We start from the raw sequence: 23070 nt of genomic DNA, 5'->3' as shown, positions 1-23070 counted from the left end.
AACAGGCTCAAGCAATGGCGCTGTCTGGCCGATGCTGTCGAAGTACCGGCCTCCTCTGGGATGGTCCCCGCGCAGGTGACCTCGTCCTTCGCTGTGCCATGACATCCACTACTCGAGGGCCTTCGGGTGCTCCGCAGCAGCCGACTTGTTGCCCGTTCCGCGGTCCAAGCCCTGGCGCCTCTGTCTCGTGGCGCGTTGGATCGAGGCGTGCTCCGTGGAGACTTGTCGGCCCGCCCCTCGTTGGCGTGCCGACTGGCTGCCGCCACGGGCAATCTGCCAAGGAGCCCGCTCCGTGCCGACCAAGTTCCGGGCCATACGCGGACCAGCCGCCTGCAGCTTGGCCGTATCGTGGCCGTTTCCGCTGGTCAGCGGCCATGCGAGGCGTGTACCACCAGCACACCAAGAACCTGCTGTGTCGGGCGTCCCTCTCGGCATGGGATTGGATCGTCAGGCGCCCGACGTCATAAGGGTTCTGGCCTCAGCGGGCGCCCGAGGCTCGCTCGATCTCGAAGGCCGGAAACGGCGTCCGCTTGCTCTCCGCGAGAAGACGGCGGTGAAACGCGTCCAGGACGACGGCGGTCCGGGCGTGTCGTTCGATGATCGCGGCGATCTCCGGCGTGACGCCATCGGGCTTGCGGCCGGCGATCCATTCACGGAGGAACGCCTCCTGATCCGTGTCGACCCGTATGCCGTCGGGCAAGTGGTGGCGGAGCAGGTGGCTCGGGGTGTACCAGCGGTCGTAGGCGAGATGTTGGGAGAGGAACTCGGCCTCATTCGCCGCGAGTTGGAAGCTCGAGCTCAGGGCGAGTCCGAAGTCCGCGAAGTAGAGAAGTCGTCCGTCGGTCAGGATGTTGCGGAAGTGGGCGTCGAAGTGGACGAGCCCGTGAGAGCTCATGAACGCGGTCCCGCGTGCCAGAGCCTCCTCCACCCATGGGTAGGGCGAGCCGCCCGCGCTTCGCTGGCCGGCTTCTCGCTGGTCGGCCAGCCACGTGGCGAGCGTCTGTGGCACGTGTTCCAGGAAGAGGACCAGACTGTGGGAGGACCGGCCGATGGCCTCCAGCCGCTCGCGCACGGCCGGTGAGTCCTCCCAGTGCGCGACCGCTCCGTCGATGCCCCCGAACTCGTCGGCGAACCCCTCGGGAGGGGAGTCGGGCAGGACCCGCCAGTGGTACATCAGCGGAAAGCCCTCGTACTCGTTTCCGAGGACCCAGTGGGTCGTCATGGTGTGCACGGCCAGCTCGCGCCAGGCTCCGAACCCGGCCGACCCCACTCCGTACTGGTAGAACATCGGCAGTCCGAAGAGATTCGCCGTCGACCGCACGTTCTCCGGCCGCAACTCGATGTCCGTCAAGGGGACCCGCTTGACGAAGACACGCGTCCCGTCGATGTCCAACTCCGCCGACCTGCCGCCGATGCCGGACCCGAGCGGTGCGACGGCCGCCACGACCTCGCCGAGCCGGTGGTCGCTCAGCAGGGACAGGCGTGTGGCGACGGTCCCGTACGTGGCGAGGCGCGCGGCATGCCACGGGTCCGGGTGGTACATCGACGGCTCCTCAGTACCCCGAACCAGGGCGTCGGTGATCTCATGAACGTGATCGACCCTATCGGCCGAGACGACCCCTGCACGCCCCTGCACGCCCTCGAAGCCGTCCCCGAACGCAACCAGGGTGTACGGCGCCGACGGTCGCCGTCAGCGCGGTCGCCACCATGGACGGCGCCCCCGGCCGGAGAAGCCGGTTGCGCCGGGGCGCCGGGGCCGCTCCCGGGGAACAGGCGCCGGAGTCGGTGCCGGTCGGCCGGTGGGCCTGTGCCATGGACGTGTACGTGTACGTGTACGTGTCCCCCAGTCGTCCCGCGGGGCTTGGACCGCGGGTCGCGCCGTCCCCTCCCCACACTTGCGCCGCCTCACGGTCGGGTCCGGCTCTGTCGCGCACCACGCGTGGGATCCGACGTCCGTCCGCCCGGCCGCTATACCTTCCGAGGGCAGGACAGCGCCAACACTTCACATCCGACCGTTAGGGCCGCCACCGTGACCGGAAGCACCCCAGAGACGACCGAGAGCCCGAGGCCGGACGAGTCCTTGGGCGAGCCACGATGGCCGATGGCAGCAGCCGTCGTCATCGCCATGGTGCTGACCGTCTTCCTCCCCGACGACCTCCGTCTGGCACCTCGCTGGGTTCTCCCTGCCATCGAGGGACTGCTCCTGTTGGCGCTCATCGCCGGCGACCCGGGCCGGATCGACCGACGCACGGCCGCCTTGCGGAGCCTGTCGATCGCCCTGGTGGGAGTTCTGGCCCTCAGTGCCGTCTGGTCGACCGTGCAACTGGTCGACGACATCCTCCATGCCGGGAAGGAGACCAGCTCCGCCACCAGCCTGCTGCAGACCGGCGGCACGGTGTGGGCCTGCACCGTCCTCGCCTTCTCCCTGCTGTTCTTCGAGCTCGACAGCGGTGGACCCGCCTCCCGCGCCCACCGCATGCCCTCCAGCCCCGCGCTCGCCTTCCCCCAACAGCTCGATCCCCGGCTGACCAGCGCCGACTGGCGACCCCGCTACATCGACTACCTCTACCTCGCGCTCACCAACGCGACCGCCTTCAGCCCCACCGACGTCATGCCCCTGGCCCCCTGGGCCAAGATCACCATGGGTGTTCAGTCCCTGGTGTCGCTGCTCATTCTCGGGCTCGTGGTCGCCCGTGCCGTCAACGTCCTCGCCTGACGAGTTGCCGGAACGACCAGGTCGGCCGCACGGCTCCCGCTGTGTCGTACGACGCCGGGCCACGGCCGTCCTCCGACTCCCCGGGCCTTGGAGCAGCCATCGGGCCCACGACCGGACGTCGATCCCGCGTCGGCGTCTGGTCAGCCGCCACCAAGCACACAAGGCGAGGGCCCCACCTCGGGGCGAACCGGGGTGGGGCCCTTCCTCTTCGTGCTGTCGTTCAGGCTAGTTCTGGACATTGCGGCGACGCCGCATCCACCACACCAGGGCAGCGCCGGTGGCGGCGATCGCCGCGGCGATCCCGGAGATCAGGCCGATCGGGGTGTCCGATCCGGTGTCGGCGAGGCCGCCGTCCGGGTCCGGCCGGTTCGCCGGAGGCGTCGCGCCCCCACTGCCGCCGGTGTCGCCGTTGCCAGGCTTGGTCGGGGCCGGGCCCGGCGACGTGGGCGGATCGGTCGGGTCGGTCGGCTTCGGCGTCGGCGTCGGCGTCGGCGTCGGCGTCGGGTCGGGCTTCCCGTCATCCGTCAGGGCGGCGCCGTTGCCACCCAGGAACGCGGTGTCGCTGTCGCGAGCAGAGGTCTCGGTGCGTACGGAGTCCTTGGTCGCGCGGGGCAGTTCACGGTGCTGGGCAGTGAACTCGGCGCCGGTGACGTTCCGCTTGGGGGCCTTCGCGAAGTCGATGCCGCCGACGAAGAACGTGTAGATCCGGCCGTCGCCGAGGGGCCATTCGTAGGTGAAGTCACCCTCGGTGAAGGACTTCACCATCTCCCTCCACACGGTCCGCTTGTCCCAGTGGGCGTTCTCGCCACGCAGCGGCCACCGCTTCAGGTTGTTGCTGTTGATGATCGGACGGAAGTCGGTGGCCTTCTTCGCGTCCTGCTGGCGGATCCACTCGGCCGCGACGCGGGACTTGTAGACGCGGCGCAGGTCCGCGTACTTGGGGTCGGTGTTGATCTGCTTCTCGACGTGCGGGACGAGATACTGGGTGATCAGCCGGTGGCTGCGCTCCTTCTCCTCCTTGCTGAGCCTCTTCGAGCAGTCCTCTCCCGGTACGGGGGTGGAGAAGTCCATCGCCGCGTGGTTGACCTTCAGCGGGGCGTCGAGGATGTAGATCCCGCCGTCCTGCTCGCGGACCTTCGCCCGGCCGGGAACGATCCAGTTGCGTCCCGATCCCCAGCACGGCACCCCGTCGACCTTGGGGGCGGCGTCCATGAACTCCTTGCCCGGGGACTTCTTGGGGTCCATGGCACGGGAGAAGTCCCGCTTCATCTCCATGTCGGCCACGAGGAGGACACGGCCGGCGTCGGTTTCACCGAACGTCTTGTCCATGATGATGTCGGGCTGGTCGGGGTTGAGGTTCACCCACTGCCGGTCCGGGGTCAGCGCCAGCCACGTGAACAGGGCATCGGAGGCCAGTTCGAGCTTGGCCTGTCCACCCCAGCCCGGGTTGTCGTCCTCATCGGGCATGAGGTCGGCCTTCATGGAGTAGTCCAGAGCCTTGCCCTTGACCGGGTTGCCGACGTACTGGAGCTCCAGAGTGGAGAAGTCCACCCCGCCCGGGCCCCGGCCGAGCGCGGACCGGGAGTTGTTCGCCACGTACTGGTTCTGCAACTGCCGGGCCTGGGACGGGTTCTGTCCCGACCCGTAGGCCATCGAGGCGCCCGGGCCCTGGGTGCCGCGGTTCGGCAGCGGGTTGAACACGTTGTACGTCTTCGTGTACTTCGTCTGCGGCCACAGGCCCTTCGCGGTCGCCCGGCGCTCCGCGATCCGGATCGGATTGTTCCCCGTCCCCCGCTCGGCCCGCAGCTTGTCGTTCTCGGCCTTGTAGTCGCGGAGGGTGGCCCCGTTCGGCTTCTCCGACGTGAACATCGTCAGGCGGTGCCGGGTGAAGTCGTACTTCGCGTCCTTGTGCCGCAGGATGATCTTGTCGGCCCGGAGCTGGGCCGGCTTGCGCTTCCCGTCGGACTTGAACTCCCCCAGGTCACCGGTGCGCTGGTTGTAGGAGTCGTACCGCCGGGAGGCGATCTTCTTGCCGTCCTTGTCGAAGATCTCGATCGTGACCTCGCACAGCCAGTCAGGGCCGACCATGTTGAAGTCCTGAACCGCCTTGACCTCGAACACGCCCCCCTTCTGCTTGCTGACCTGCGCGCTGATCAGGTTGACCTTCCAGCTGCCGAACGGCTTGGGGTTGTTCGATTCGTTCCGATGCCGCTTGTAGCGGGAGTAGATCGCTTTGCGCATGTCCTCCGGATCCTTGGAGGCCGCATAGGCGTTGTCCCACTTGTCGATGTCCGCGCGGCTGCCGGTGACCTGCCCCAGCTCGGCCGCAGTGGGCGCGGGAACGTTCTCGAACCCCTTGAACGCGTTGTCGTAGTAGTACTCCTCGTCCGGCCCGGACTTCGTCCAGTGGTGCTGACCCGTCGGCGCACCCGAGTTGTTCGGCGTACGCGGGATGGTCCTCTTCAGGTGCATCTGATCGCACCGCTTGCCGCCGGTGATCTTCGCGTAGTCCCCGGGCGCGGCCGACGCCGCGGACGGCAGGCCGACCAGCAGCACCGTCGCCGAGGAGACGACGGCCAGCGCGGCAGATAAGCGCCTCTTCAGACGCTGTCGTATGGGTGTGCTCACGTAGTGTCCCTGGTCGTGGGGGCCACGGGACTCACAACTGCGAGGGCAGGCCGGACAAGGGGCCCCCGTATCGTGCCCGCTCCTGCCGCCCCACCACACTAGGGGCCGTCAACACCCCACGTACAAGCCGTTGTTGACGCGTCGTGTGATGAGTCCGAGGAGATCCTGCGCGGGCGGCAGCACGGTTCGGTAGGTTCTGGCCATGACCACACCCCACTCCGACTACGACTCCACCCGCCACCCCGACCTCCTGGTCTGGCTCACCGAACGCCGGGCCGCCTTCGAGAGCTGGGCTCGGGAAGCCGGCGGCGTCGACGGGTTCGACTTCTCCGATGCCTCCCTCGACGTCCTGGAAGACCTGGTCAAGGAGACGTTCGCCGAGCCGGAGGAGATCACCGCCCAGCGCCGCTCCCCCTTCGTCCAGGGTGCCGTGTGGTACATCGGCGAGACCCTGCGCCGACGGCGCGAGGGCTGGGTGTGGAAGTTCGAACCGGACGTCACCTTCGGTCTGCTCCCGGCTTTCTACCCGGCGGACCCGGACCCCGCGTACCTGGACACCCCCTGCGTCGGCGCACCCGACGCCAAGCCCGGCGACCACTGGTACCCCCTGAACACGCTGCGCCGACTCCTCGTCACCGAGGACGAGTTCGACAACCCGATCGACGAAGGCCTCGTCGGCATGATCGAGGGCTGGTACGACGAAGACGAGGAGGTCGACGAGTAACCGCCGCCCGCAGTGCGGGCGGCAGGCCATGTCGGACGAATGGATCTCGTGGTGGGTCGTGTGAGCCGACGGCTCGGGATGGCCGGCCGTCCCAGCCGGACTCCGTCCGGCCCGCGCTCTTCGACGACACCGCTGTCTTCGACCGCCGGTGCAGGGAGGCGCGACGGGCGGTTCGACTGTCGTCAGGCCTCTGTGGCCGCACGCCGGATCGCGTCGAGTGTGCGCGCCACGTCGTCGTCGGTGGTCGACCAGTTGCTCACCGAGATCCGCATGACGCGTCTGCCGTGCCAGGTGGAGCCGCTGATCCACGCCGTGCCGTCGTCGAGCAGCCGGGCGAGTACCCGCTCGGTGCGTCCGACGCTGCCGAACTCGGCACAGACCTGCGTGAACGCGACCTCGTTGAGAACCGTCGCGCCGTCGATCCCGGCGATGCCGGCGGCGAACGCGGACGCGTGACGACACAGCCGCTCGACCAGGTCGGAGACGCCTGATCGGCCGAGGGACCTGAGAGCGGCCCACACGGTGAACGCTCGGCCGCGCCGCGAGAGTTCGGGCACCTTGTCGATGGGGTCGCCGTGCTCGTGCTGGATGAGGTAGTCGCCACGCTGGCCCATCGCCGCCCGGACCGCGGACGCGTCGCGCACGATCGCGAGTCCGCAGTCGTAGGGGACGTTCAACGTCTTGTGGGCGTCCGTCGCCCAGGAGTCCGCGTCCGCGCAGCCCGCCGTCAGGTGGGCGTAGCGCGGCGAGGCCGCTGCCCACAGTCCGAACGCGCCGTCGACATGGACCCAGGCGTCCGCCTCGCGCGCCGCACGGATGCTCGCGGCGAAGGGGTCGAAGGCGCCGGAATGGATGTCGCCGGCCTGGAGGATCACGATCGTGGGGCCCTGTCCGCCCGCCGTCAGCGCCCCGCGCAGGGCCTCGGGCTCGATGCGTCCTTGACCGTCCGCCGCCACCAGGTCGGGCCGACCGAGCCCGAGGTAGCGCAAGGCCAGGTCGATGGCCATGTGCCGGGACTCGCCTGCGACGACACGCACGGGCGGGCCACCCGTGAGGCCGTCGCGGGCGACGTTCCAGCCGGTGCGCCGCAGCACCGAGTCCCGCCCGGCGGCGAGACACGTGAAGTTCGCCATCGTCGCACCCGTGGTGAAGCCTACGGAGCTGCCGCTCGGCAGGCCGAGCAGATCGAGCAACCAGGCGCCGGCGATCTCCTCCGCCGCCGCGTACGCGGGCGAGACCGTGCGCATCACACAATTCTGGTCCCAGGCGCTGACCAGCCAGTCGGCAGCCAGGGCGGCCGGCTCGGTGCCGCCCACCACGAAGCCGTAGAAGCGGCCGCTGGGGAACGCGGTGAGCCCCGGCTCACAGGCCGTGGCCAGCAGGTCGACGACGTCGGCGGGAGTGCCGGGGCCGGCAGGAATTTCGGTACCGAGCGCGCTCACGACCTCGTCGACCGAGGCGCGGGCGGGAATCCGGCGGTCGGGCAGGCTCGCCAGCCACCGGACAGCATGCTCGTACGCCTGTCGGAGCGCCGCCTCACGCGCGTCCATACCTCGGACTATGCGACCGTCGCCGCCGCCCCGCAAGCCGACCGCGGTCGGGGTCCCTCGCGAGATCCGGAGGGAGAGTCCGGATGCGTTCCGGCTGTCGCGTTCCCCCGACGGGTCGACGTACTCGCCCCGGAGCCCGACGTCGCGTCCGATGGATTGGATGGGACGGGGACGGGGGCGGGAGGCGGATGGGCGGATGGGGGAACCATCTGGGCGCGGGCGCCCGGCTCGCCGCCCAGGCGTTCCTCGCCGCGGTGCCTCGACCGCGGCGGTGTGCCGGGGCCGGTCTCTGCCGGTCTGGGACCCAGCCCTTGAACCCATGCCCGTTCTCAGGACACTCTTCGTGTCGGCCGTCTCCATGGCCCGTGGCGGTCTCACCGCGCCGGCTTACGGAGACCGAACAGATGGAAGAGGTCCGCATGACCACGCGTACTCCGCAGGAACTCGCCGTCCCCGTACGAGGAGGCGACCTCGCCGTGGCCCGCTGGCCGGGCGAAGGGCCTGCGGTCATCGCCCTGCACGGCATCACGGGCAACAGCTTGTCCTTCGGCGCCGTCGCCGAGCGGCTCGGCGACATCGATCTGTACGCCCCGGACCTGCGAGGCCGGGCCGGCAGTGCTGGTCTGCCGGGTCCCTACGGCATCCCCGTCCACGTCGAGGACGTCCTCGCCGTCCTCGATCACCTCGGCCTGCGTCAGGTGCTGCTCCTCGGTCACTCCCTGGGGGCCTTCACCACCGCGGTGGCCGCCGCGCGGCACCCGGACCGCTTCCCGCGCGTGGTCCTGGTCGACGGTGGCCTCGGGTTCCCGATTCCGGGCGGCGCGGACATCGACGAGGTGATCGAGTCGGTCATCGGCCCGGCGATGCGCCGGCTCAGGACGACCTTCCCGAACGGCGACGCGTATCGCGCGCTCTTCCGTGAGCACCCGGCCTTCACGGCCCACTGGGGCCCGCACATCCAGGCATACGTGGACCGCGACCTGGCCGGCGAGCCCCCCGAGATACGCAGCAGCTGCGTCCTGGACGCGATCCGTGCGGACGGCGCGGGCCCCATCGGCGACCCCGAGACGCTGGCCGCCATCCACCAGCCGGAGGTGCGCGGCACCATGCTGTGGGCGGAGCGAGGAGTGATGAACGAGCCTCAGGGGCTGTACGACGAGGCGCGTCTGGCCGCGGGCGACCTCTCCCCCGACCGGATCACCACCCGCCGGGTCGACGACACCAACCACTACACGATCCTCTTCGCGGAGAACGCGACGGCAGCCATCGCAGAGGCGGTGCACACGGAGCTGAAGCAGATGTAGCACCGGACGCTTCGTGACACACGGGGCCGAGCGTGCGTCTGATGCTGCGGAACAACGCACATTCCGCGGTCGGCCTCCAGAAGCATCGCGGGCACTGCGACGACCCGGGGCAAGCGTCGTCGGGCCTGCCCGCGGGGCCGCGGACCCGTACAGGGGTGCCGTGACAGACCTACCGGGCTCACAGCATGGTGCTTCCCGTCAGGGCGAGGCCGGCCGCTACCGCACTATCCCGGGCTCTGCGGCGACAGCCGCTGCGTGATCCGGTTGAACAAGTCCGTCAGCGGCTCGCTGATCTCCTGGCCGAAGGCAGACAGCCCGTAGGTGACCTGGGGCGGCGTCGTCGGCTCCACCTCCCGCCAGATCAGGCCGTCCTCGACCAACGCGCGCAGGGTCTGAGCGAGCATCTTCTCGCTGATGCCCTGGATGCTGTTGCGCAGCTCGAAGAACCGAAGGTCGTTGTTCCGCAAGGAGATCAGCACCCAGATGCCCCATCGGCTGGTCACGTGGTCGACCATGTCCCGCGCGGGGCACTCGGTGTGAAACACCTCATACCGATTGCCCACCTCGGCCTGTTTCAACTGCGCGCCTTCCTTCATGTCCGGAGCTTACCTCTGGGTATGTTCTTACGAAAAGTAAGCCCAACTCCTAGCGTCAATTGCCGTATTGCACGACTGACCAGGAGCTGAACATGATTGTGGTGACCGGGGCCACCGGGAATGTGGGCCGACCTCTGACTCAGGCCTTGGCCAAGGCTGGCGAGCAGGTGACGGCTGTGTCGCGGCACGCGGTGGCGGTGCCGGACGGCGTCCGGCATGTGGCGGCCGACCTGGCCGAGCCGACAAGCCTCACGCCCGCGTTGGACGGGGCGAAAGCGCTGTTCCTCCTGCTGTCCGGCGACCTGCACGCACCCGAAGCCAGGCCGGCCGACATCATCGGCCTGGCCGCGGCCCGTGGGGTCCGCCGAGTCGTCCTGCTGTCTTCGCAGGGAGTGGCGACCAGGCCGCTCGGCCCGTCGCGGGTCGCGATGCGCGCGGTGGAGGACGCGTTGCGGGACTCCGGCCTGGCCTGGGCCGTCCTGCGACCGGGCGGCTTCGCCTCCAACGCCTTGGCCTGGGCTGAGTCCGTCCGCACGCAAGGGACGGTCGCCGCGCCCTTCGGCGACGTGGGGGTGCCGGTCATCGACCCGGCAGACATCGCCGACGTCGCGGCGGCCTGCCTGCTGGACGACCGGCACGCCGGCGGGGTGTACGAGCTGACCGGGCCAGAGGTCATCACGCCGCGTCAGCAGGCGGAGGCGATCGCCACCGCACTCGGCTCGCCTGTACGGTTCCACGAACTCACCCGCGACGAGGCCAAGGCCATGATGACCCGGTTCGTGCCGGTGGAGCTCGCCGACGACACCCTCGACATCGTCTCCGCCCCGAACCCGGCCGAACTGCGGATCAGCCCGGACGTCGAACGAGTCGTCGGCCGCGCCCCGCGTCCCTTCAGCGACTGGGTCGCCCGCAACATCGCCGTCTTCCGTTGAGGCAACGACTCAACGGAAGAACACCTGGCGCCTCGTGCGGCTGTGGCCGCACGAGGCGCCCACCTGCGCGGAGCCCCGTTGACTTGTGCGTGGCCAGCAACAAGCCTCCGAGCCGCGCCGCAACCCGTTCCCCACCCGTCAGGCGCCGGCGCCCGCGGCCGGGCGGTCGTCGTCCGCATCGTCGTAGTCGACCGTGCCCGAGACCAGGTTCCCCGCGAGCCCGAGGAGCAGGAAGAGCCAGACCAGTACCTGAGCGGTGGTGCTCAGGCGAAGCGGACGCGTCGCGGAATACGCGGGCTGTGACGCGGCCTCGGGGGCGTCGCCCAGGAGTCCCTTGGGATACACCGGCGTCAGCATCGTCGCGTAGGCCACCAGTCGCATCCGGTACCGGACGACGGCCGCCGTTGCGCCGAAGACCGGCTCGGGGAGGCGGCCCAGGACGATGCCGATCAGCCAGAACACCCAGCTGATCGCGAACCAGCCGGCCTGCGCGAGACTGCTGATGATCGCCGCCGGGATCATCAGGATCAGCCGGAACAGCACGGCGAGCCGGTTGAGCGGGGTGGCTCGCAACTCAATGCGCACCGGGTAGTCGGGGGCGTCGAAGGAGAACGGCGGGTAGCGGTCGACGAGCAGGGCCGCACTGGCCGAGACCCGGGTCTCGTAGGCGAGGACCGAGTACAGGAAGGACGAGATCGCGTCGGGCAGGCGGCCCAGGACCAGGGCGCTGAACCAGGCCGCGATCGTGACGAAGAATGCGGCGAACGACAGCACGGCGACGACGATGAACTGCGGCAGGAGCAGCAGCCAGCGCAGCAGTACCGTCCAGCGACGCTGCTCCCCCGGCGGGGGCACGTCCAGAGCCGGCCGCCATTCGACTCCTTCGGCGTCGGCCGAAGGCCGGGGCTCCCAACCTGCTGTCATGACCGCATCCGCCTCTCCCGCTCTCCGCGCTCTCCCAGGTCACGTCGATGCTGCCGCAGCCGGCCGGCCGTCGCACCGCCACGGGGCCATCGGGACCACACGGGGGGGCCGCCCGAAGTCTGGAGCCCCTCAGCATGCGCCGACTCACCGCCGCCCCGACCGAGATCCGGGCCGTATCGCGGACCGGTCGCGTACACCTCGTCCGAGTCCATGCCGTTTTCGCTGGTCAGCGGCCACGTGAGACGCGTACCAGCAGCAGACGGTGTCTGCTGCTGGTCAGCTACTCACCGATGAAGCTCGGGTTCTTCCCGGGGCAAGCGGAGAGGCGCCTCGCCTGCGCTTCTGCCAGCGGTTCACCGGCCGCACGGCGATGCAGCCCGGGCACGGCCGGTGTGGTCCGCGAGCCGATGGCCCCGGTCACTGCAGCCCGATGCGCCGCGCGATCTCTTCGGTGTGCCGCAGTCGCGCGGGCGCGTCCTCGCCCAGTGCCGCGACGACTCCGGCGACGACGGTCTCGACCACGGCGAGGGTGGGCACGAGACTGTCGTACGGCGACGGCGTCGTGACCAGGCTGGGCAGCACGACCTCGGCGTGGGCGGAGACCGGGGACAGCCATCGGTCGGTGAACAGGACGACCTTCGCCCCCTGTTCCAGCGCGAGTTCGGCCATGGTGACCTTGTCCTGCTCGTAGCGGCGGTAGTCGAAGACGACCAGGACGTCGCGGCGTGTCAGCGCACCGAGCGCCGCGGTCCGCTCGACGTCACCCGCGGGGAGGAGGCGGATGTCACCACGCAACTGCATGAGGTGCAGTCCGAGGTACTGGGCGAGGAGATGCGTGAAGCGGCCGCCGGCCAGGGTGATGCGCCGTCTGCCGTCGGCCAGGAGCGAGACGGCGTGTTCCAGGTCGTGCGGCGGGAGTTCGGTGAGGGTCTGCGCGACGGCGGAGCTGAACAGCCTGCTTCCCCGCCCGAGAAGGGACCCTTCGCCGTCCGTCGCCTCGTCGATACGGGCGCGGTCGGCGGATTCGTACAGGGACAGGGGCGAGGCGTTGCGTTCGTCGAGTTCCTCGCGCAGGGCGGTCTGGAAGTCGGGGAAGCCCCGGTAGCCGAGCCGGTTGACGAAGCGGATGACGGTGGGGGCGCTGACGCCCGCCCGTCCGGCGAGGACGGCGACGGTCTCGAAGCCGGCGGAGGGGTAGTTGGCCAGGAGGACGCGGGCGACCTTGCGCTCGGCGGGGCTGAGGTCGCCCAGCTTGTGCCGGATCACGTCGGCGAGTGCGCCAGAGGCCATCGCGGGTTCCCCTCTCGGTCGTCGGCGGGGCTGCGGCCCGCGTGCCGAGCCTAATGCCGATCATCTACGGCCTGATCCAGGCCGCCTCGGGGGCGGTAACGGGTGCTCCCGCACCGGGCAACGGCGCGATGAACCGGTGCGGGAGCGTCGGGGGCGGCGTCAGTCGCTGCGACCGTCGCCGAGGTCGGCGATGAGGGAGGCGAGCAGGGCGACCCTGGCGGGGACCGTACTGACGTCGAGCCATTCCTCCGGGGTGTGGTCGGCGCCGCCGACCGGTCCCAGGCCGTCCAGGGTCGGGACGCCTGTGCCGGCGATGGTGTTGGCGTCCCCGACGCCGCCTGTCGCCGTGGCGCCGAAGACCAGGCCCAGGCGTGCGCCGATTCCCCTGGCCCGGTCGAGCATCCGGCGGGAGGCGTCCGTGTCCTCCATCGGCGGGCAGGACGCGAGTTCCTCGACGGTGACGCGGGTGCCGGCGACGACGGGCCGAGCGGCGGCCTCCTCGAGGGCTGCGGTGGCCGCGCGCATCCCGCTGTCCGTGGCCGAGCGGATCTCGACGAGGAGTTCCGCCTCGGGGCAGACGACGTTGAAACGGCTGCCCGCGCGGACGACGCCCACGTTGAGGGTGACGCCCTCCCACTCTCCGTTCAGCGCCTGGATCGCGATGACGAGGTGGGCGGCCGCCAGAGCCGCGTTCGCTCCGCGTTCGGGTTCGATGCCCGCGTGGGCCGCGCGGCCGGTGACGGTGAGCCTGAAGTCGGCCACACCCTTGCGCGCGATGACCAGGTCGCCGTTCTCCCGGGCGCATTCGAGGGCGAGGGCGTAGTGCGCCCCGTCGGCCGCCCGCCGGGTGACCGGTCGGCTCGCGGGTGAGCCGATCTCCTCGTCGGGGGTGGCGAGGAAGACGAGTTCCGCGTAGTCCTCGATGCCTGCCGAGGCGAGGATCTCGAGGGCTGCAAGGCCGGCGATCAGGCCTCCCTTGTCGTCGCTGACGCCGGGTCCGTGGGCGAGGGATCCGTGGAGGGAGAAGGGTCGTTCGGCGGCGGCGCCGTCGTCGAAGACGGTGTCCATGTGCGCGGCGAGAAGGACTCTGCGGCCTCCGTCGGCGACGGCGAGGCGACCTTCCTTTCGGCCGATGAGCACATCTCCGACGCGGTGTCCGCCGGCCGGCGGAAGCGGGACACGTTCCACGGAGAAGTCCAGCCGCTCGAGCCGGGCCCGGACCAGGTCGGCGACCCGGTCGACGCCGTCGGCGCTGTACGAGCCGGAGTCGATCGCGACGAGTTCGGCCAGGTCCTCCAGGTACCGCGCCTGGTGTGCGTGGGACAGGGACAGCAGCGCTTCTTCGAGGGGCTGCTGTCGGAGCGGGGCGCTCACAGGACCTTCGAGAGGAAGGCGCGGGTGCGCTCCTGCTCCGGCTCGGCGAGGACCCGTCGGGGGTCACCGGATTCGACGACGACGCCTTCGTCCATGAAGACGGCCAGGTCACCGACTTCGCGGGCGAAGCCGATCTCGTGCGTGACGACGACCATGGTCATGCCGTCGTCCGCGAGCCGGCGCATGACGTCGAGAACGTCGCCGACGAGTTCGGGGTCGAGCGCCGAGGTCGGTTCGTCGAACAGCATCAGTTTCGGTTTCATGGCGAGGGCGCGAGCGATGGCGACGCGCTGCTGCTGGCCGCCCGAGAGCTCGGCCGGGTAGTGGCTCTCGCGGTCGGCGAGCCCCACCTGGTCCAGCAGGGCCCTCGCCTCGTCGCGGGCGCGGTCCTTGGCCGCGCCGGCGACCTTGACCGGGGCCTCCATGACGTTCTCCAGGGCGGTCATGTGCGGGAAGAGGTTGAACCGCTGGAACACCATGCCGATGTCGCGGCGCCGGGCGGCGACCTCGCGCTCACGCAGCTCGTGGAGGCGGGCGCCCTGCGGCCGGTGGCCGACGGGTTCGCCGTCGACGGACAGCCGCCCTCCGTCGATCTTCTCCAGATGGTTGATGCACCGCAGGAACGTGGACTTGCCGGACCCGGAGGGCCCCAGCAGGCAGCACACCTGGCCGCGTCGGACCGTCAGGTCGATGCCCTTGAGGACCTGGAGATTCCCGAAGTGTTTGCGTACGCCTTCGGCGTGCACCATGGGCGCGTTCAACGGCCCGCCTCCTTCTGTGTGCGGCCGCGCAGGGCGGTGAGGGGTCCGGCGCACAGGCGTCGCAGGGGGGAGAGCTCGGCGCCGCGGGCCGTGCCCCGTCCGTAGCGGCGTTCGAGCCACGCCTGCGGGACGCTCAGGAGGCTGACCAGAGCCAGGTACCAGAGCGACGCCACCACGAGCATGGGGATGACCTGGTAGTTCTGCCCGTACACGTCCTGGATGTTGGACATCAGGTCATGCGCCGCGATCACCGACACGAGGGCGGTCATCTTGAGCATGTTGATCGTCTCGTTGCCCAGCGGCGGGATGATCACCCGCATCGCCTGGGGCAGCACGATCCGCCGGATGGTGAGTGCCGGGCGCATGCCGAGCGAGTGGGCCGCCTCGGTCTGGCCGGCGTCGACGGACCGGATCCCGGCACGGACGATCTCGGAAGCGTACGCGGCCTCGTTCAGGCCGAGCGCGAGCAGGGCCGCGACGGCCGGGGTGAGCAGGGTGTTGGTGTCGGCCCGGAAGAAGGTGATGCCGGTGAACGGGACGCCGATCATCACCTGCTGGTAGAGGGCTCCGGCGTACCCCCAGAAGATGATCTGCACGAGCAGCGGGGTGCCGCGGAAGACCCAGACGAACAGGGACGAGAGACCGTACAGAACCGGGTTGGCGGAGAGCCGCATGACGGCCACGAGGGTGCCGAGGACGAGGCCGAGGGTCATCGCGGCGGCGGTCAGCCACAGGGTGGTGGTCAGGCCGTCGAAGATGAGCCCGGCGAACAGGTAGTGGCCGACGACGTCCCAGTGCAGGTTGCCGTTCTTCGCGAGTGAGCCGATGAGGCCGGTCAGTGCGGCGACGGCGGCCACCGCGGAGATCCAGCGACCCCAGTGGTGGACGGGGACGATCTCGAGGGTGTCGGTCGCAAGGGTTTCACCGGCGTGCGGTGTGCCCACGTGGGTGGTCGTCATCTCTAGTCCACCGCCGCGTTCGTGGTGGCTTCCTTCACGGCGATGGAGGCGACGCCGTACTTGTCGCAGATCTTGGTGAGGGTTCCGTCGTCGATCAGTGCCTGCAGTGCCCGCCTGATCGCTTCGGTCAGTTGCGGGAGTCGTCTGGTGACCGCGATGCCGTTGGGTGACGAACGGTAGCCGGCCGGCGCCTGGGGGTCTTCTGCCAGGTCGAAGGCCTTGCCTCCGTCGGCGGTCTTGGCCGACCAGCCGGCGGCGGGTTTGGTGACGACCTCCGCGGTCACCTTGCCGGCGCGCAGGGCGAGCTGGGCGTCGGATTCCTTGGGGAAGGTCTGGATGTCGGCCGTCTCCCGGCCGGCCGCCCGGCACGTGGCCTGGTGGGCCTTGAGCAGCTTGTACTGGTTGGTCGCCGCCTGGACGCCGACCTTCCTGCCGCAGAGGTCGTCCAGCGTACTGATCTTCGCCGGGTTGCCCTCGGCCACCAGGATGCCCGAGCCGGATCGCGAGTAGTCGACGAAGTCGACGACCTTCTGCCGCTCCTTGTTGTCGGTCAGTGCGGACATCGCGGCGTCGAACCTGCCGGCCTGGAGTGCGGGCACGATGCCGTCGAACTTCGTCGGGGTGAAGGCGAACCTGACGCCGAGCTTCGCGCCCAGGGCCTGGCCGAGGTCGTAGTCCAGGCCGGTCAGGTCGTTCTTCCCCTCGGTGACGAACATCGCGAACGGGGGGTAGGGGACGTCCGTGGCCACGCGCACGGTGCCCGCCTTCTTGATCTGCTCGGGCAGGGCCTCGTGGAGGGTCGCGTCCCGTGTGACGGTGACCCCGGCGACCCGGCCCCCGGCTGCCGATTCGCCACCGCCGTCGTCGCTCGCGCCGCAGCCGGACACCACCGCCAGAACCGTGCAGGCCAGCACGGCGGTCGCCCCGCGGCGGGGCACAGAGATGTACATCAACGTCGTTCCCTCTCGGACGTCCGAAGCGGGCGGAATCACCTCCGCCGACGTTCCAGAAGTTACACATCAATGTTTGTGATGGCTAGATGTAATGCCTATTACTTGCGGGTCTCGGCAACGGGACCCTCGGCCCCGGTGGACACGGCGACTCGGGTGGGACCCCGGTGGACGCGGTGACTCCGGTGGACGCGCGACTCCCCCGCCACGGCATACCGGTCGACCGGTCGACCCTGGTCATCGATAATGGGTCGCATGCCCCGAAATACCACAGAAAAGGCGCATCGTCCGTCCACCCTGACGGTCAAGGGACGGGACATGCGGTTGCGAACCCTCGCGTTCTTGACCCTGGCCGCCCTGGCGATCTGGTTCATCGCGGTGAACACGGGGTCGGTCACCCTCAGGCTGTGGATCCCAACAGTCACCCTCCCCCTCTGGATCGTCCTCACCGTCACTCTTCTCGTGGGCATCGTTCTCGGCCTGTTCATCGCCCGCCGCCGCGCGCAGCGGTGACGAGCGGTCCCCGCCACTGCGGGTCCCCCCTCGCGCGAGGGGGGACCCGTTGGAGCGGCCACGGAACCGGCCGGCGACCGGCGTCGCAGCCGGTGGGGCGGAAAGGGGTCCCCGCGACGGGCCCACTCGGTCCGGTCTACGGCGGAGTGCAGCGAGTCGGTGGAAGCGTCACCCAGGAGGGCGCGATCAGTGGCGCGGCGCCCAGCACGATGTTTAGCTGACTGAGAGTGATCGCTACTGAGCACGCGCTCCTCGGAGTTGATCCAGAACCTGTCGCCGGGCAAAAAGGAGATTTCGTCCATGGTTAAAAAGGGTCAGAAGTTTGAGGTCGACATCGACGGGATCGACCTGCCTGACGAATTGGTGCAGCGCATCGACTCCGCAATCCGGAAGGCGGTACTCACCGAGCTGGCCACCGTCGATCTCAACGGTCGTTCCATCGACCTCCTCCGGGAGGGCCTTGCGTTGGAGTCTCTGGGCCTGCCTGGCCACACGCAGGGAGTTCACATCAGGAAGGCGCCGGCCTGAATGCCCGGTTCGGAATCCGGCGCCGGCTCGTCCCCCCGCGCCGCAGCGGCCACACAAGGGACGACGTGTCCGAGCTCGACCTGCCACGAAGGTGCCGTACTCATCGGCGTGCTGGGCGACGACGGGCGCCTGGGCTACCTCCGCCCGCCGCTCACCGTCGACGACGTGTTCGCAGAGGCCTGCAAGCAGCACGGCGATCCCGAGTCGCGGTTCCGATTCGCCGACACCTGTCGACAGGACTGCTGTGAGCACTGGAGCGGTCAGGACTGTTCCCTGGTCGGCCGCTTGATCAGCTCCGGGACCGACACGGCGCTGGAGGTGTCGGAGCGTGGCCTGCCACGATGCGCCATCCGAGCCGATTGCCGCTGGTTCTTCCAGGAGGGCTCGGCTGCCTGTGCCGTCTGCCCGATCGTGGTCTACCGGCCCCGCGACTCACCCACCACCCTGGGTTCGCACGACGCATGACGTGACAACACCTCTCAATCGTCAGTAGTGAGAGGTCCTGGATCTCTGACCCTTTGTCAAGACTGGTGGCACTGGGCGTCGGTCGGCCCTCGCAGGCCGCCCACGGCTGATGCGGTGGCGCGCCCTCGGAACCCAGGAATCAGTGCGCCGTGCGGGCCCGCGTGAAGATCTACGCGGTCAACCCGATGGCTGCCTCCCGCTACCGCGACCGGCACGGAGTCAGCCGCAAGAAGTCCGACCCGGGCGACGCCCTGGTCCTCGCCCACATCACCCGCACCGACGCGCCGATGCACCGCCCGCTGCCCGCCGACACCGACCTGGCCCCAGCCGTCGCCGTCCCGGCCCGAGCAGCGCAGGACGCGGTCCGGAATCGCCGGCAGGTCGCCGATCAGCTGCGGTCTCTGCTCCAGGAGTACTTCCCGGCGATGATCGAGGCGTCCACGGACAAGCCAGGAACCTTGAACCGCCCTGACGGCCGCCACGCACCCACACCTGCCCTGGCAGCCAAGCTGCCGATGTGGGAGCTGACCGCCATGCTCCGGCGGGCCGGCCCCGCCGGTGCCTCGGGCGAGGTTGGTCGCAGTAGCCCGTCCTGGGCCACTTCGAGCGGCACAAGGGCTCCATCGGCACCTGAGGCCGCTCTTTCAGTGCCCCTGCATCCACGAGCGCGCGTCCGCTGCCCGATGCTCTGGCCCGACCCCGCCCAACGCGACCGATTGGTCGAGATCCGCAACAACCTGATTGCCCGTCACGCCCCCTCCGCTTCACCACATAGGACGCGGGCTCAGCCTTTCTGTTGCAGCTGGATGCGGCCTGTCAGGCGGTCGATGACCTGGCGAGTGCCACCGAGCAAGCCTTTCGGTCACACCCAGACGCGGCGATCATGCCGAGCTTCCCGGGGATCGGTCCCCAGGTAGAAGCGACACCCCAGGTCTTCTGGTCACACCAGCCCCTACTCGCGTGCAGGCAGGTCGAGCAGCAGCCGCGGCCCGGGGTGAAGCAGCCGGCCGAGGAAGAGACCGATGCCGGCTGCGCCGGTGGCGTAGTCGTCGGAGATCCTGCGCAGCCATCGGCCGGGCCACGCCACCCCTTCAGGCCGATTGATCCTGAACCACATGACCGTCTCGGCCATGTCGAGGGCGAGGTCGTGGTACATGGGCTCGCCAGTGTGGATGTGAAGGTCCGTCATGAACTCGCCGATTCCAGCCAGGCCCTCGAACTGTCCGGGCTCGACTGAGAACTTGACGGCTGCGTCATTGGCGATGCGGCGCGCGGCGGCGAGGAACCGTGCGTCGCCCAGGACTCGGTGGAAGCGCACTAGTGTGCTGCCGATGCCGGCACCACCCGTAATCCAGTACGGCTTGACCAGGGTGTCGCCGTCGAAACTCTTCCATTGCCACCCGAGAGGCGTCTCCATCCGGTGCGCGAGATCGTAATCGATCGCTTGCACCGCTGCGTCCCGGAACCTGGTTTCTCCGGTCAAGGAATAGAGCTGCAACAGGAACAGGCCGCACCCTGCGGCGCCATACCCGAACCCATAGTGGACAAGGCCGTCAGAATTCTGCACCCAGTGGAGGGTGTCTCCCTCGCGGCGGGCGGTGTCCATGAGGTGATCGGCCGCCTCGACAGAGCGGTCCAGGAGAGCCGGGTCGCCCAGACCTTCGTACAGGCGAAGCGCTGCCAAGCCCCATCCGGCGCATCCGAACAGGACGTTGGCCTCATCGAACAGGAGCGGTGACTTGCCGGCGAGCGCCATGGCCTCCCGGGCCCTTTCCGGCATGCCCAACTCCAGGAAAGTACAGGCAATTCCGGCGAGCCCGACGTAGAGGCCTGGCGGATACGCTTCCGTGTCGAGGGGCTGCTTCAGCAGCCATGTGCGCGACTGCTCGGGCAACTCCGCCGGCGTGTAGGGATGATGGAGGAAAAGGGCGGGGCCGCATGCCCCGTACGCCACGCTCATCGGGTTCGTCGCAAAGACTGCCGAGTCGGCGGGCCACAATCGGTCGGTGCGCTCGTGGTCGGCTGTGCTCAGGACATAGCGGGCAGTTTGCGCGAGTGTCACCCTCGCGTCGTCGTGAATCTTCTGACGGGAAGCAGCATCAAGAAAGAACGGACGGAGAGGGGTCTCTGCCAAGGACATAACTCCTCCTTGCCCCGAGGTCTTCAGTAGCACTGTAGGGGGCGCCACCTCCGGATGCGAACGGACAAGTAAGAACCTATGTTTGAAGCAGGGGCAACCTGCGGGAGTGAAGGAGACCTCCCATGTCAGAGACAGAACCTGATCTCTCTGCACAGCTCGAAACTCTCTTGGCCAGACTCGCGCGGGTCGAGAGAATCCTGCACCTACAGGCGCTCAACCCCGCATCGCCCGAGACAGGCGAAGACGATATGGCGGGAAGCACGCAATCGAACTACTGCCACGGGAACAGCCACGCAAGCATGGGCTGCGTGCTGGGGGAAGACGCCCGAACGCGGTAGACCACGACCACGACGACACGCATTCTGAGGAACCGTGGTCGCTGAACCACGGGCCCACCCCAATAGCCTTGGGCCGGCGGGTGGGCGCCAAGAGCGGCTGATAGGGCCGCTGCCATCAGGCGCGGACTTCTTTCACGGTTCTCCTCGATGAAGTGAAGGAGACCTCCCGATGCCGGAACCTGATCTTTCCGCACAGCTCGAAGCATTCTCAGCGCGGCTGGCACGAATCGAGAGAATACTGCAGCTGCAGGCACTGGACCCCACGTCGCCTGAGACAGGGGAAGCCGATTGCGGCGGAAGCAGTCAGTCGAACCATTGCCACGGCAACAGCCACGCAAGCATGGGGTGCATCAGGGCACTAGACCCACAAGGATAGTGCACCAAACAGTTGGGACACCGCGAGAGGTGACCACCATCAGATTCCTGAGGGGCAGGTTTCAGGACTGCGGCGAGGAAACACCCGGGGGCGCTTTGTCGGCGCCTCCAAAAGGGGATGGATCCGCGCGATGACAGAACTCGATCTTTCTGTTCAACTCGAAGAGCTATCAGAGCGTCTGACACGGATGGAGAACATCCTGCAGTTGCAGGCGCTTCATGCCACCTCACCTGAGACACGTAACGACGCGGGCTGCGGCGGGAGTAGCCAGTCGAACCATTGCCACGGCAACAGCCACGCAAGCATGGGCTGTGAGCGCGCATTCGGGGACTACGGCAACAGCCTCCCAAGCATAGGTTGCGTTCGTGAATTCGAGGTCTGAGGTCAAGAGATACCCGATCAACGCGACTCGCGTCCGGGTGTGCTCCGTTGGCTCTGGTGGCTACCAATAAGAGCCGAAATCTGGGCACGACGGGGAGGTTCCCACCATGGACACCTACTCAGATTTCAATGAAGCGTGGTCCAGGCGAGCACTGTCCCCACTGTACCGCGAGAACCTCGCTCAACTGCTTCCCGCAGGGTGGACGATCCATCGGCACGACATCTGGCTTCATGCCAACAGGGAGGAATCCAGCTGGCCGAACGGTCAGGCTCACGAGATCACACAGGGCTTCAAGATCCATGTCTCTTCCGCACTCGACACAGCGCTTCAGGTCATGAAGATCGTCATTCCGGAGTGTGTCAAGCGAGGAATCGAGTTCAAGGTTGTCGGAGACCCTCAGCTGCACATCATGCTCGACGGAAAAAGGCAGACGCGTGCGGCTTCCGGCAAGTTCATGACGATCTACCCACTTGAGACAGAGGCGATGCGGGAACTTCTCGAAGTGCTCTATCGCCTCACCCGGGACGAACCGCTCGCAGGTCCGCACATTCTCTCCGACCGACGCTACCGCGACAGCAGGATCCTCTCCTACCGCTACGGAGGTTTCTACCCTCCGCAGCGCGTCCGGATCGACGGAACCCATGAGACTCTCCTGGTCTCCCCGGACGGGGAATACGTCTCCGATGAGCGCGTCCCGTACTTCAGGCTGCCGCCGTGGGCGGTAGACCCCTTCGGTGCAGGACCTTTGACTCGATCCGGCGAGCAAATCGCGCTCAAGGACCGGTACTTGGTGGAGTCGGCGCATGGGTTCTCCAACGCGGGTGGAACCTACTACGGGACCGACACGGTGACGGGCGCCCCCGTTTTCATCAAAGAGGCCCGGCCTCTGACCAACTGCTGGGTCCGGGACGGGAGGTCCTGGGACTCGACGAACATCCTGCGTCACGAATTCGACGTTCTCGAAAAGCTCCATCCTCTGCCCTGGGTACCCGCCCCCGTGGACTGCTTCGAAGACGCGGAGCACACCTTCATGGTCCAGGAACGCGTGACGGGCATGAACGTGCGCCAGTTCTGGGCCCGCAACGATGTGATCCTCAGCCCATACATCAGGGTGCCCGGGCGGCTCGAGAATTGGGTTCCCATCTTCCGGACCGTCGCGGAAAAGCTGATATCCATGGTCATCGAGGTCCACGGCCAAGGGGTCCTTCTGGGCGATCTGTCGCCGGACAACGTCCTCATCGACCCCGAAACCCACGACATGTGGCTCGTCGACTTCGAAAGCGCCGTCATGGACGAGGACGACCTGGACCAGCATGCACGGGGTGTCCTGTGGGGCACCCCGGGTTTTATGCGCCCGAAGCGGACAGAAGGCCAACACCTGGCCCCCGAAGACGATTTCTACGCTGCGGGAATGATTCTCTACGGCGCGCTGTGCCCAGTCAATCAACTGTTCGATCTCAATCCGTCTGCCCGTGAGGTCTTCCTGGACGGATTCATATCTCTCGGGCTTCCTCATGCGGTGAGAACGACGATCGACTCCGCTCTCGCAGGCGACTCCAAGAAGGCCTTGGAGTCGTTGGAGAGCCTGTCTGTGCCTTGAGGTCTTCCCGGCCAGAAACG

20 protein-coding genes and 1 pseudogene are annotated in these 23070 nt (G+C 68.4%); 10 read left to right on the top strand and 11 right to left on the bottom strand.

Annotated features, from left to right (window positions below; translation table 11 throughout):
• Window positions 1-478 precede the first annotated feature (478 nt).
• On the bottom strand, window positions 479-1543 hold the full coding sequence (locus ACN9MM_RS36140) for a protein kinase family protein (protein ID WP_426367989.1): 1065 nt from the start codon (window positions 1541-1543) through the stop codon (window positions 479-481).
• A gap of 558 nt (window positions 1544-2101) precedes the next feature.
• Here ACN9MM_RS36140 and ACN9MM_RS36135 point away from each other — a divergent pair.
• Window positions 2102-2716 (top strand): hypothetical protein, encoded by a 615-nt coding sequence (locus ACN9MM_RS36135; protein WP_426367988.1) that lies wholly within the window; start codon window positions 2102-2104, stop codon window positions 2714-2716.
• A 225-nt stretch (window positions 2717-2941) separates the two neighbouring features.
• On the opposite strand, the gene ACN9MM_RS36130 is transcribed toward ACN9MM_RS36135, so the two are convergent.
• The gene (locus ACN9MM_RS36130) at window positions 2942-5344 is read right to left on the bottom strand and encodes a hypothetical protein (protein WP_426367987.1); all 2403 of its coding nucleotides are present in this window, start codon (window positions 5342-5344) and stop codon (window positions 2942-2944) included.
• 202 nt (window positions 5345-5546) lie between these two features.
• Here ACN9MM_RS36130 and ACN9MM_RS36125 point away from each other — a divergent pair, with 202 nt between their 5' ends.
• Entirely contained in the window at window positions 5547-6068 is a 522-nt protein-coding gene (locus ACN9MM_RS36125; RefSeq protein ID WP_426367986.1) for a hypothetical protein, read from the top strand.
• Between the two features lie 182 nt (window positions 6069-6250).
• Here ACN9MM_RS36125 and ACN9MM_RS36120 read toward each other — a convergent pair whose 3' ends face one another.
• Window positions 6251-7618, bottom strand: coding sequence for a pyridoxal phosphate-dependent decarboxylase family protein (locus ACN9MM_RS36120; protein WP_426367985.1), 1368 nt, complete (start codon window positions 7616-7618; stop codon window positions 6251-6253).
• Between the two features lie 419 nt (window positions 7619-8037).
• On the opposite strand from ACN9MM_RS36120, the gene ACN9MM_RS36115 reads away from it, so the two are divergent.
• Window positions 8038-8922 carry an alpha/beta hydrolase gene (locus ACN9MM_RS36115; protein ID WP_426367984.1) on the top strand — a complete coding sequence of 295 codons (885 nt, stop codon included), beginning with the start codon at window positions 8038-8040 and terminating at the stop codon, window positions 8920-8922.
• Between the two features lie 224 nt (window positions 8923-9146).
• On the opposite strand, the gene ACN9MM_RS36110 is transcribed toward ACN9MM_RS36115, so the two are convergent.
• Window positions 9147-9518, bottom strand: coding sequence for a winged helix-turn-helix transcriptional regulator (locus tag ACN9MM_RS36110; RefSeq protein WP_426367982.1), 372 nt, complete (start codon window positions 9516-9518; stop codon window positions 9147-9149).
• A 92-nt stretch (window positions 9519-9610) separates the two neighbouring features.
• On the opposite strand from ACN9MM_RS36110, the gene ACN9MM_RS36105 reads away from it, so the two are divergent.
• A complete protein-coding gene (locus tag ACN9MM_RS36105; protein ID WP_426367980.1) occupies window positions 9611-10450 on the top strand; it encodes an SDR family oxidoreductase in 840 nt (279 codons plus the stop codon).
• Between the two features lie 138 nt (window positions 10451-10588).
• Here the strand turns inward: ACN9MM_RS36105 and ACN9MM_RS36100 are convergent, their stop codons facing one another.
• From ACN9MM_RS36100 to ACN9MM_RS36075, 6 genes are all read right to left on the bottom strand, one after another.
• Window positions 10589-11374, bottom strand: a complete 786-nt coding sequence (locus tag ACN9MM_RS36100; RefSeq protein WP_426367979.1) for a DUF4389 domain-containing protein — start codon at window positions 11372-11374, stop codon at window positions 10589-10591.
• A gap of 417 nt (window positions 11375-11791) precedes the next feature.
• Window positions 11792-12664: a MurR/RpiR family transcriptional regulator gene (locus ACN9MM_RS36095; RefSeq protein WP_426367978.1), complete on the bottom strand. Its 873-nt coding sequence runs from the start codon at window positions 12662-12664 to the stop codon at window positions 11792-11794.
• 159 nt (window positions 12665-12823) lie between these two features.
• Complete coding sequence (locus ACN9MM_RS36090) at window positions 12824-14038, bottom strand: M20 family metallopeptidase (protein WP_426367977.1); 1215 nt, start codon at window positions 14036-14038, stop codon at window positions 12824-12826.
• Window positions 14035-14787, bottom strand: a complete 753-nt coding sequence (locus ACN9MM_RS36085; protein ID WP_426368919.1) for an amino acid ABC transporter ATP-binding protein — start codon at window positions 14785-14787, stop codon at window positions 14035-14037. The genes ACN9MM_RS36090 and ACN9MM_RS36085 overlap by 4 nt, the downstream gene beginning before the upstream one ends.
• Window positions 14788-14795: 8 nt before the next feature.
• On the bottom strand, window positions 14796-15758 hold the full coding sequence (locus tag ACN9MM_RS36080) for an amino acid ABC transporter permease (RefSeq protein ID WP_426367976.1): 963 nt from the start codon (window positions 15756-15758) through the stop codon (window positions 14796-14798).
• A 2-nt stretch (window positions 15759-15760) separates the two neighbouring features.
• Window positions 15761-16708 carry an ABC transporter substrate-binding protein gene (locus tag ACN9MM_RS36075; RefSeq protein WP_426367975.1) on the bottom strand — a complete coding sequence of 316 codons (948 nt, stop codon included), beginning with the start codon at window positions 16706-16708 and terminating at the stop codon, window positions 15761-15763.
• A gap of 318 nt (window positions 16709-17026) precedes the next feature.
• On the opposite strand from ACN9MM_RS36075, the gene ACN9MM_RS36070 reads away from it, so the two are divergent.
• The 4 genes and pseudogenes from ACN9MM_RS36070 to ACN9MM_RS36055 form a co-directional block, all read left to right on the top strand.
• Window positions 17027-17221, top strand: coding sequence for a LapA family protein (locus ACN9MM_RS36070; protein ID WP_426367974.1), 195 nt, complete (start codon window positions 17027-17029; stop codon window positions 17219-17221).
• Window positions 17222-17479: 258 nt separating this feature from the next.
• Complete coding sequence (locus tag ACN9MM_RS36065; protein WP_426367973.1) at window positions 17480-17749, top strand: hypothetical protein; 270 nt, start codon at window positions 17480-17482, stop codon at window positions 17747-17749.
• 108 nt (window positions 17750-17857) lie between these two features.
• Complete coding sequence (locus tag ACN9MM_RS36060; protein ID WP_426367972.1) at window positions 17858-18214, top strand: hypothetical protein; 357 nt, start codon at window positions 17858-17860, stop codon at window positions 18212-18214.
• 164 nt (window positions 18215-18378) lie between these two features.
• Window positions 18379-18765, top strand: a pseudogene (locus ACN9MM_RS36055) (IS110 family transposase); the annotation flags it as partial.
• Window positions 18766-19166: 401 nt separating this feature from the next.
• Here the strand turns inward: ACN9MM_RS36055 and ACN9MM_RS36050 are convergent.
• Entirely contained in the window at window positions 19167-20354 is a 1188-nt protein-coding gene (locus ACN9MM_RS36050) for a lanthionine synthetase C family protein (protein WP_426367971.1), read from the bottom strand.
• Window positions 20355-21198: 844 nt separating this feature from the next.
• On the opposite strand from ACN9MM_RS36050, the gene ACN9MM_RS36045 reads away from it, so the two are divergent.
• Window positions 21199-21450: a hypothetical protein gene (locus tag ACN9MM_RS36045; RefSeq protein ID WP_426367970.1), complete on the top strand. Its 252-nt coding sequence runs from the start codon at window positions 21199-21201 to the stop codon at window positions 21448-21450.
• 106 nt (window positions 21451-21556) lie between these two features.
• Window positions 21557-23050: a protein kinase domain-containing protein gene (locus ACN9MM_RS36040; protein ID WP_426367969.1), complete on the top strand. Its 1494-nt coding sequence runs from the start codon at window positions 21557-21559 to the stop codon at window positions 23048-23050.
• The last annotated feature ends 20 nt before the right edge of the window (window positions 23051-23070 follow it).

Origin of the sequence: Streptomyces sp. E-08, assembly GCF_049913095.1 — a bacterium.
Taxonomy (GTDB): domain Bacteria; phylum Actinomycetota; class Actinomycetes; order Streptomycetales; family Streptomycetaceae; genus Streptomyces.
The sequence above is the reverse complement of the archived record's forward strand: the minus strand, read 5'-3'. Positions and strand labels throughout refer to the sequence as shown.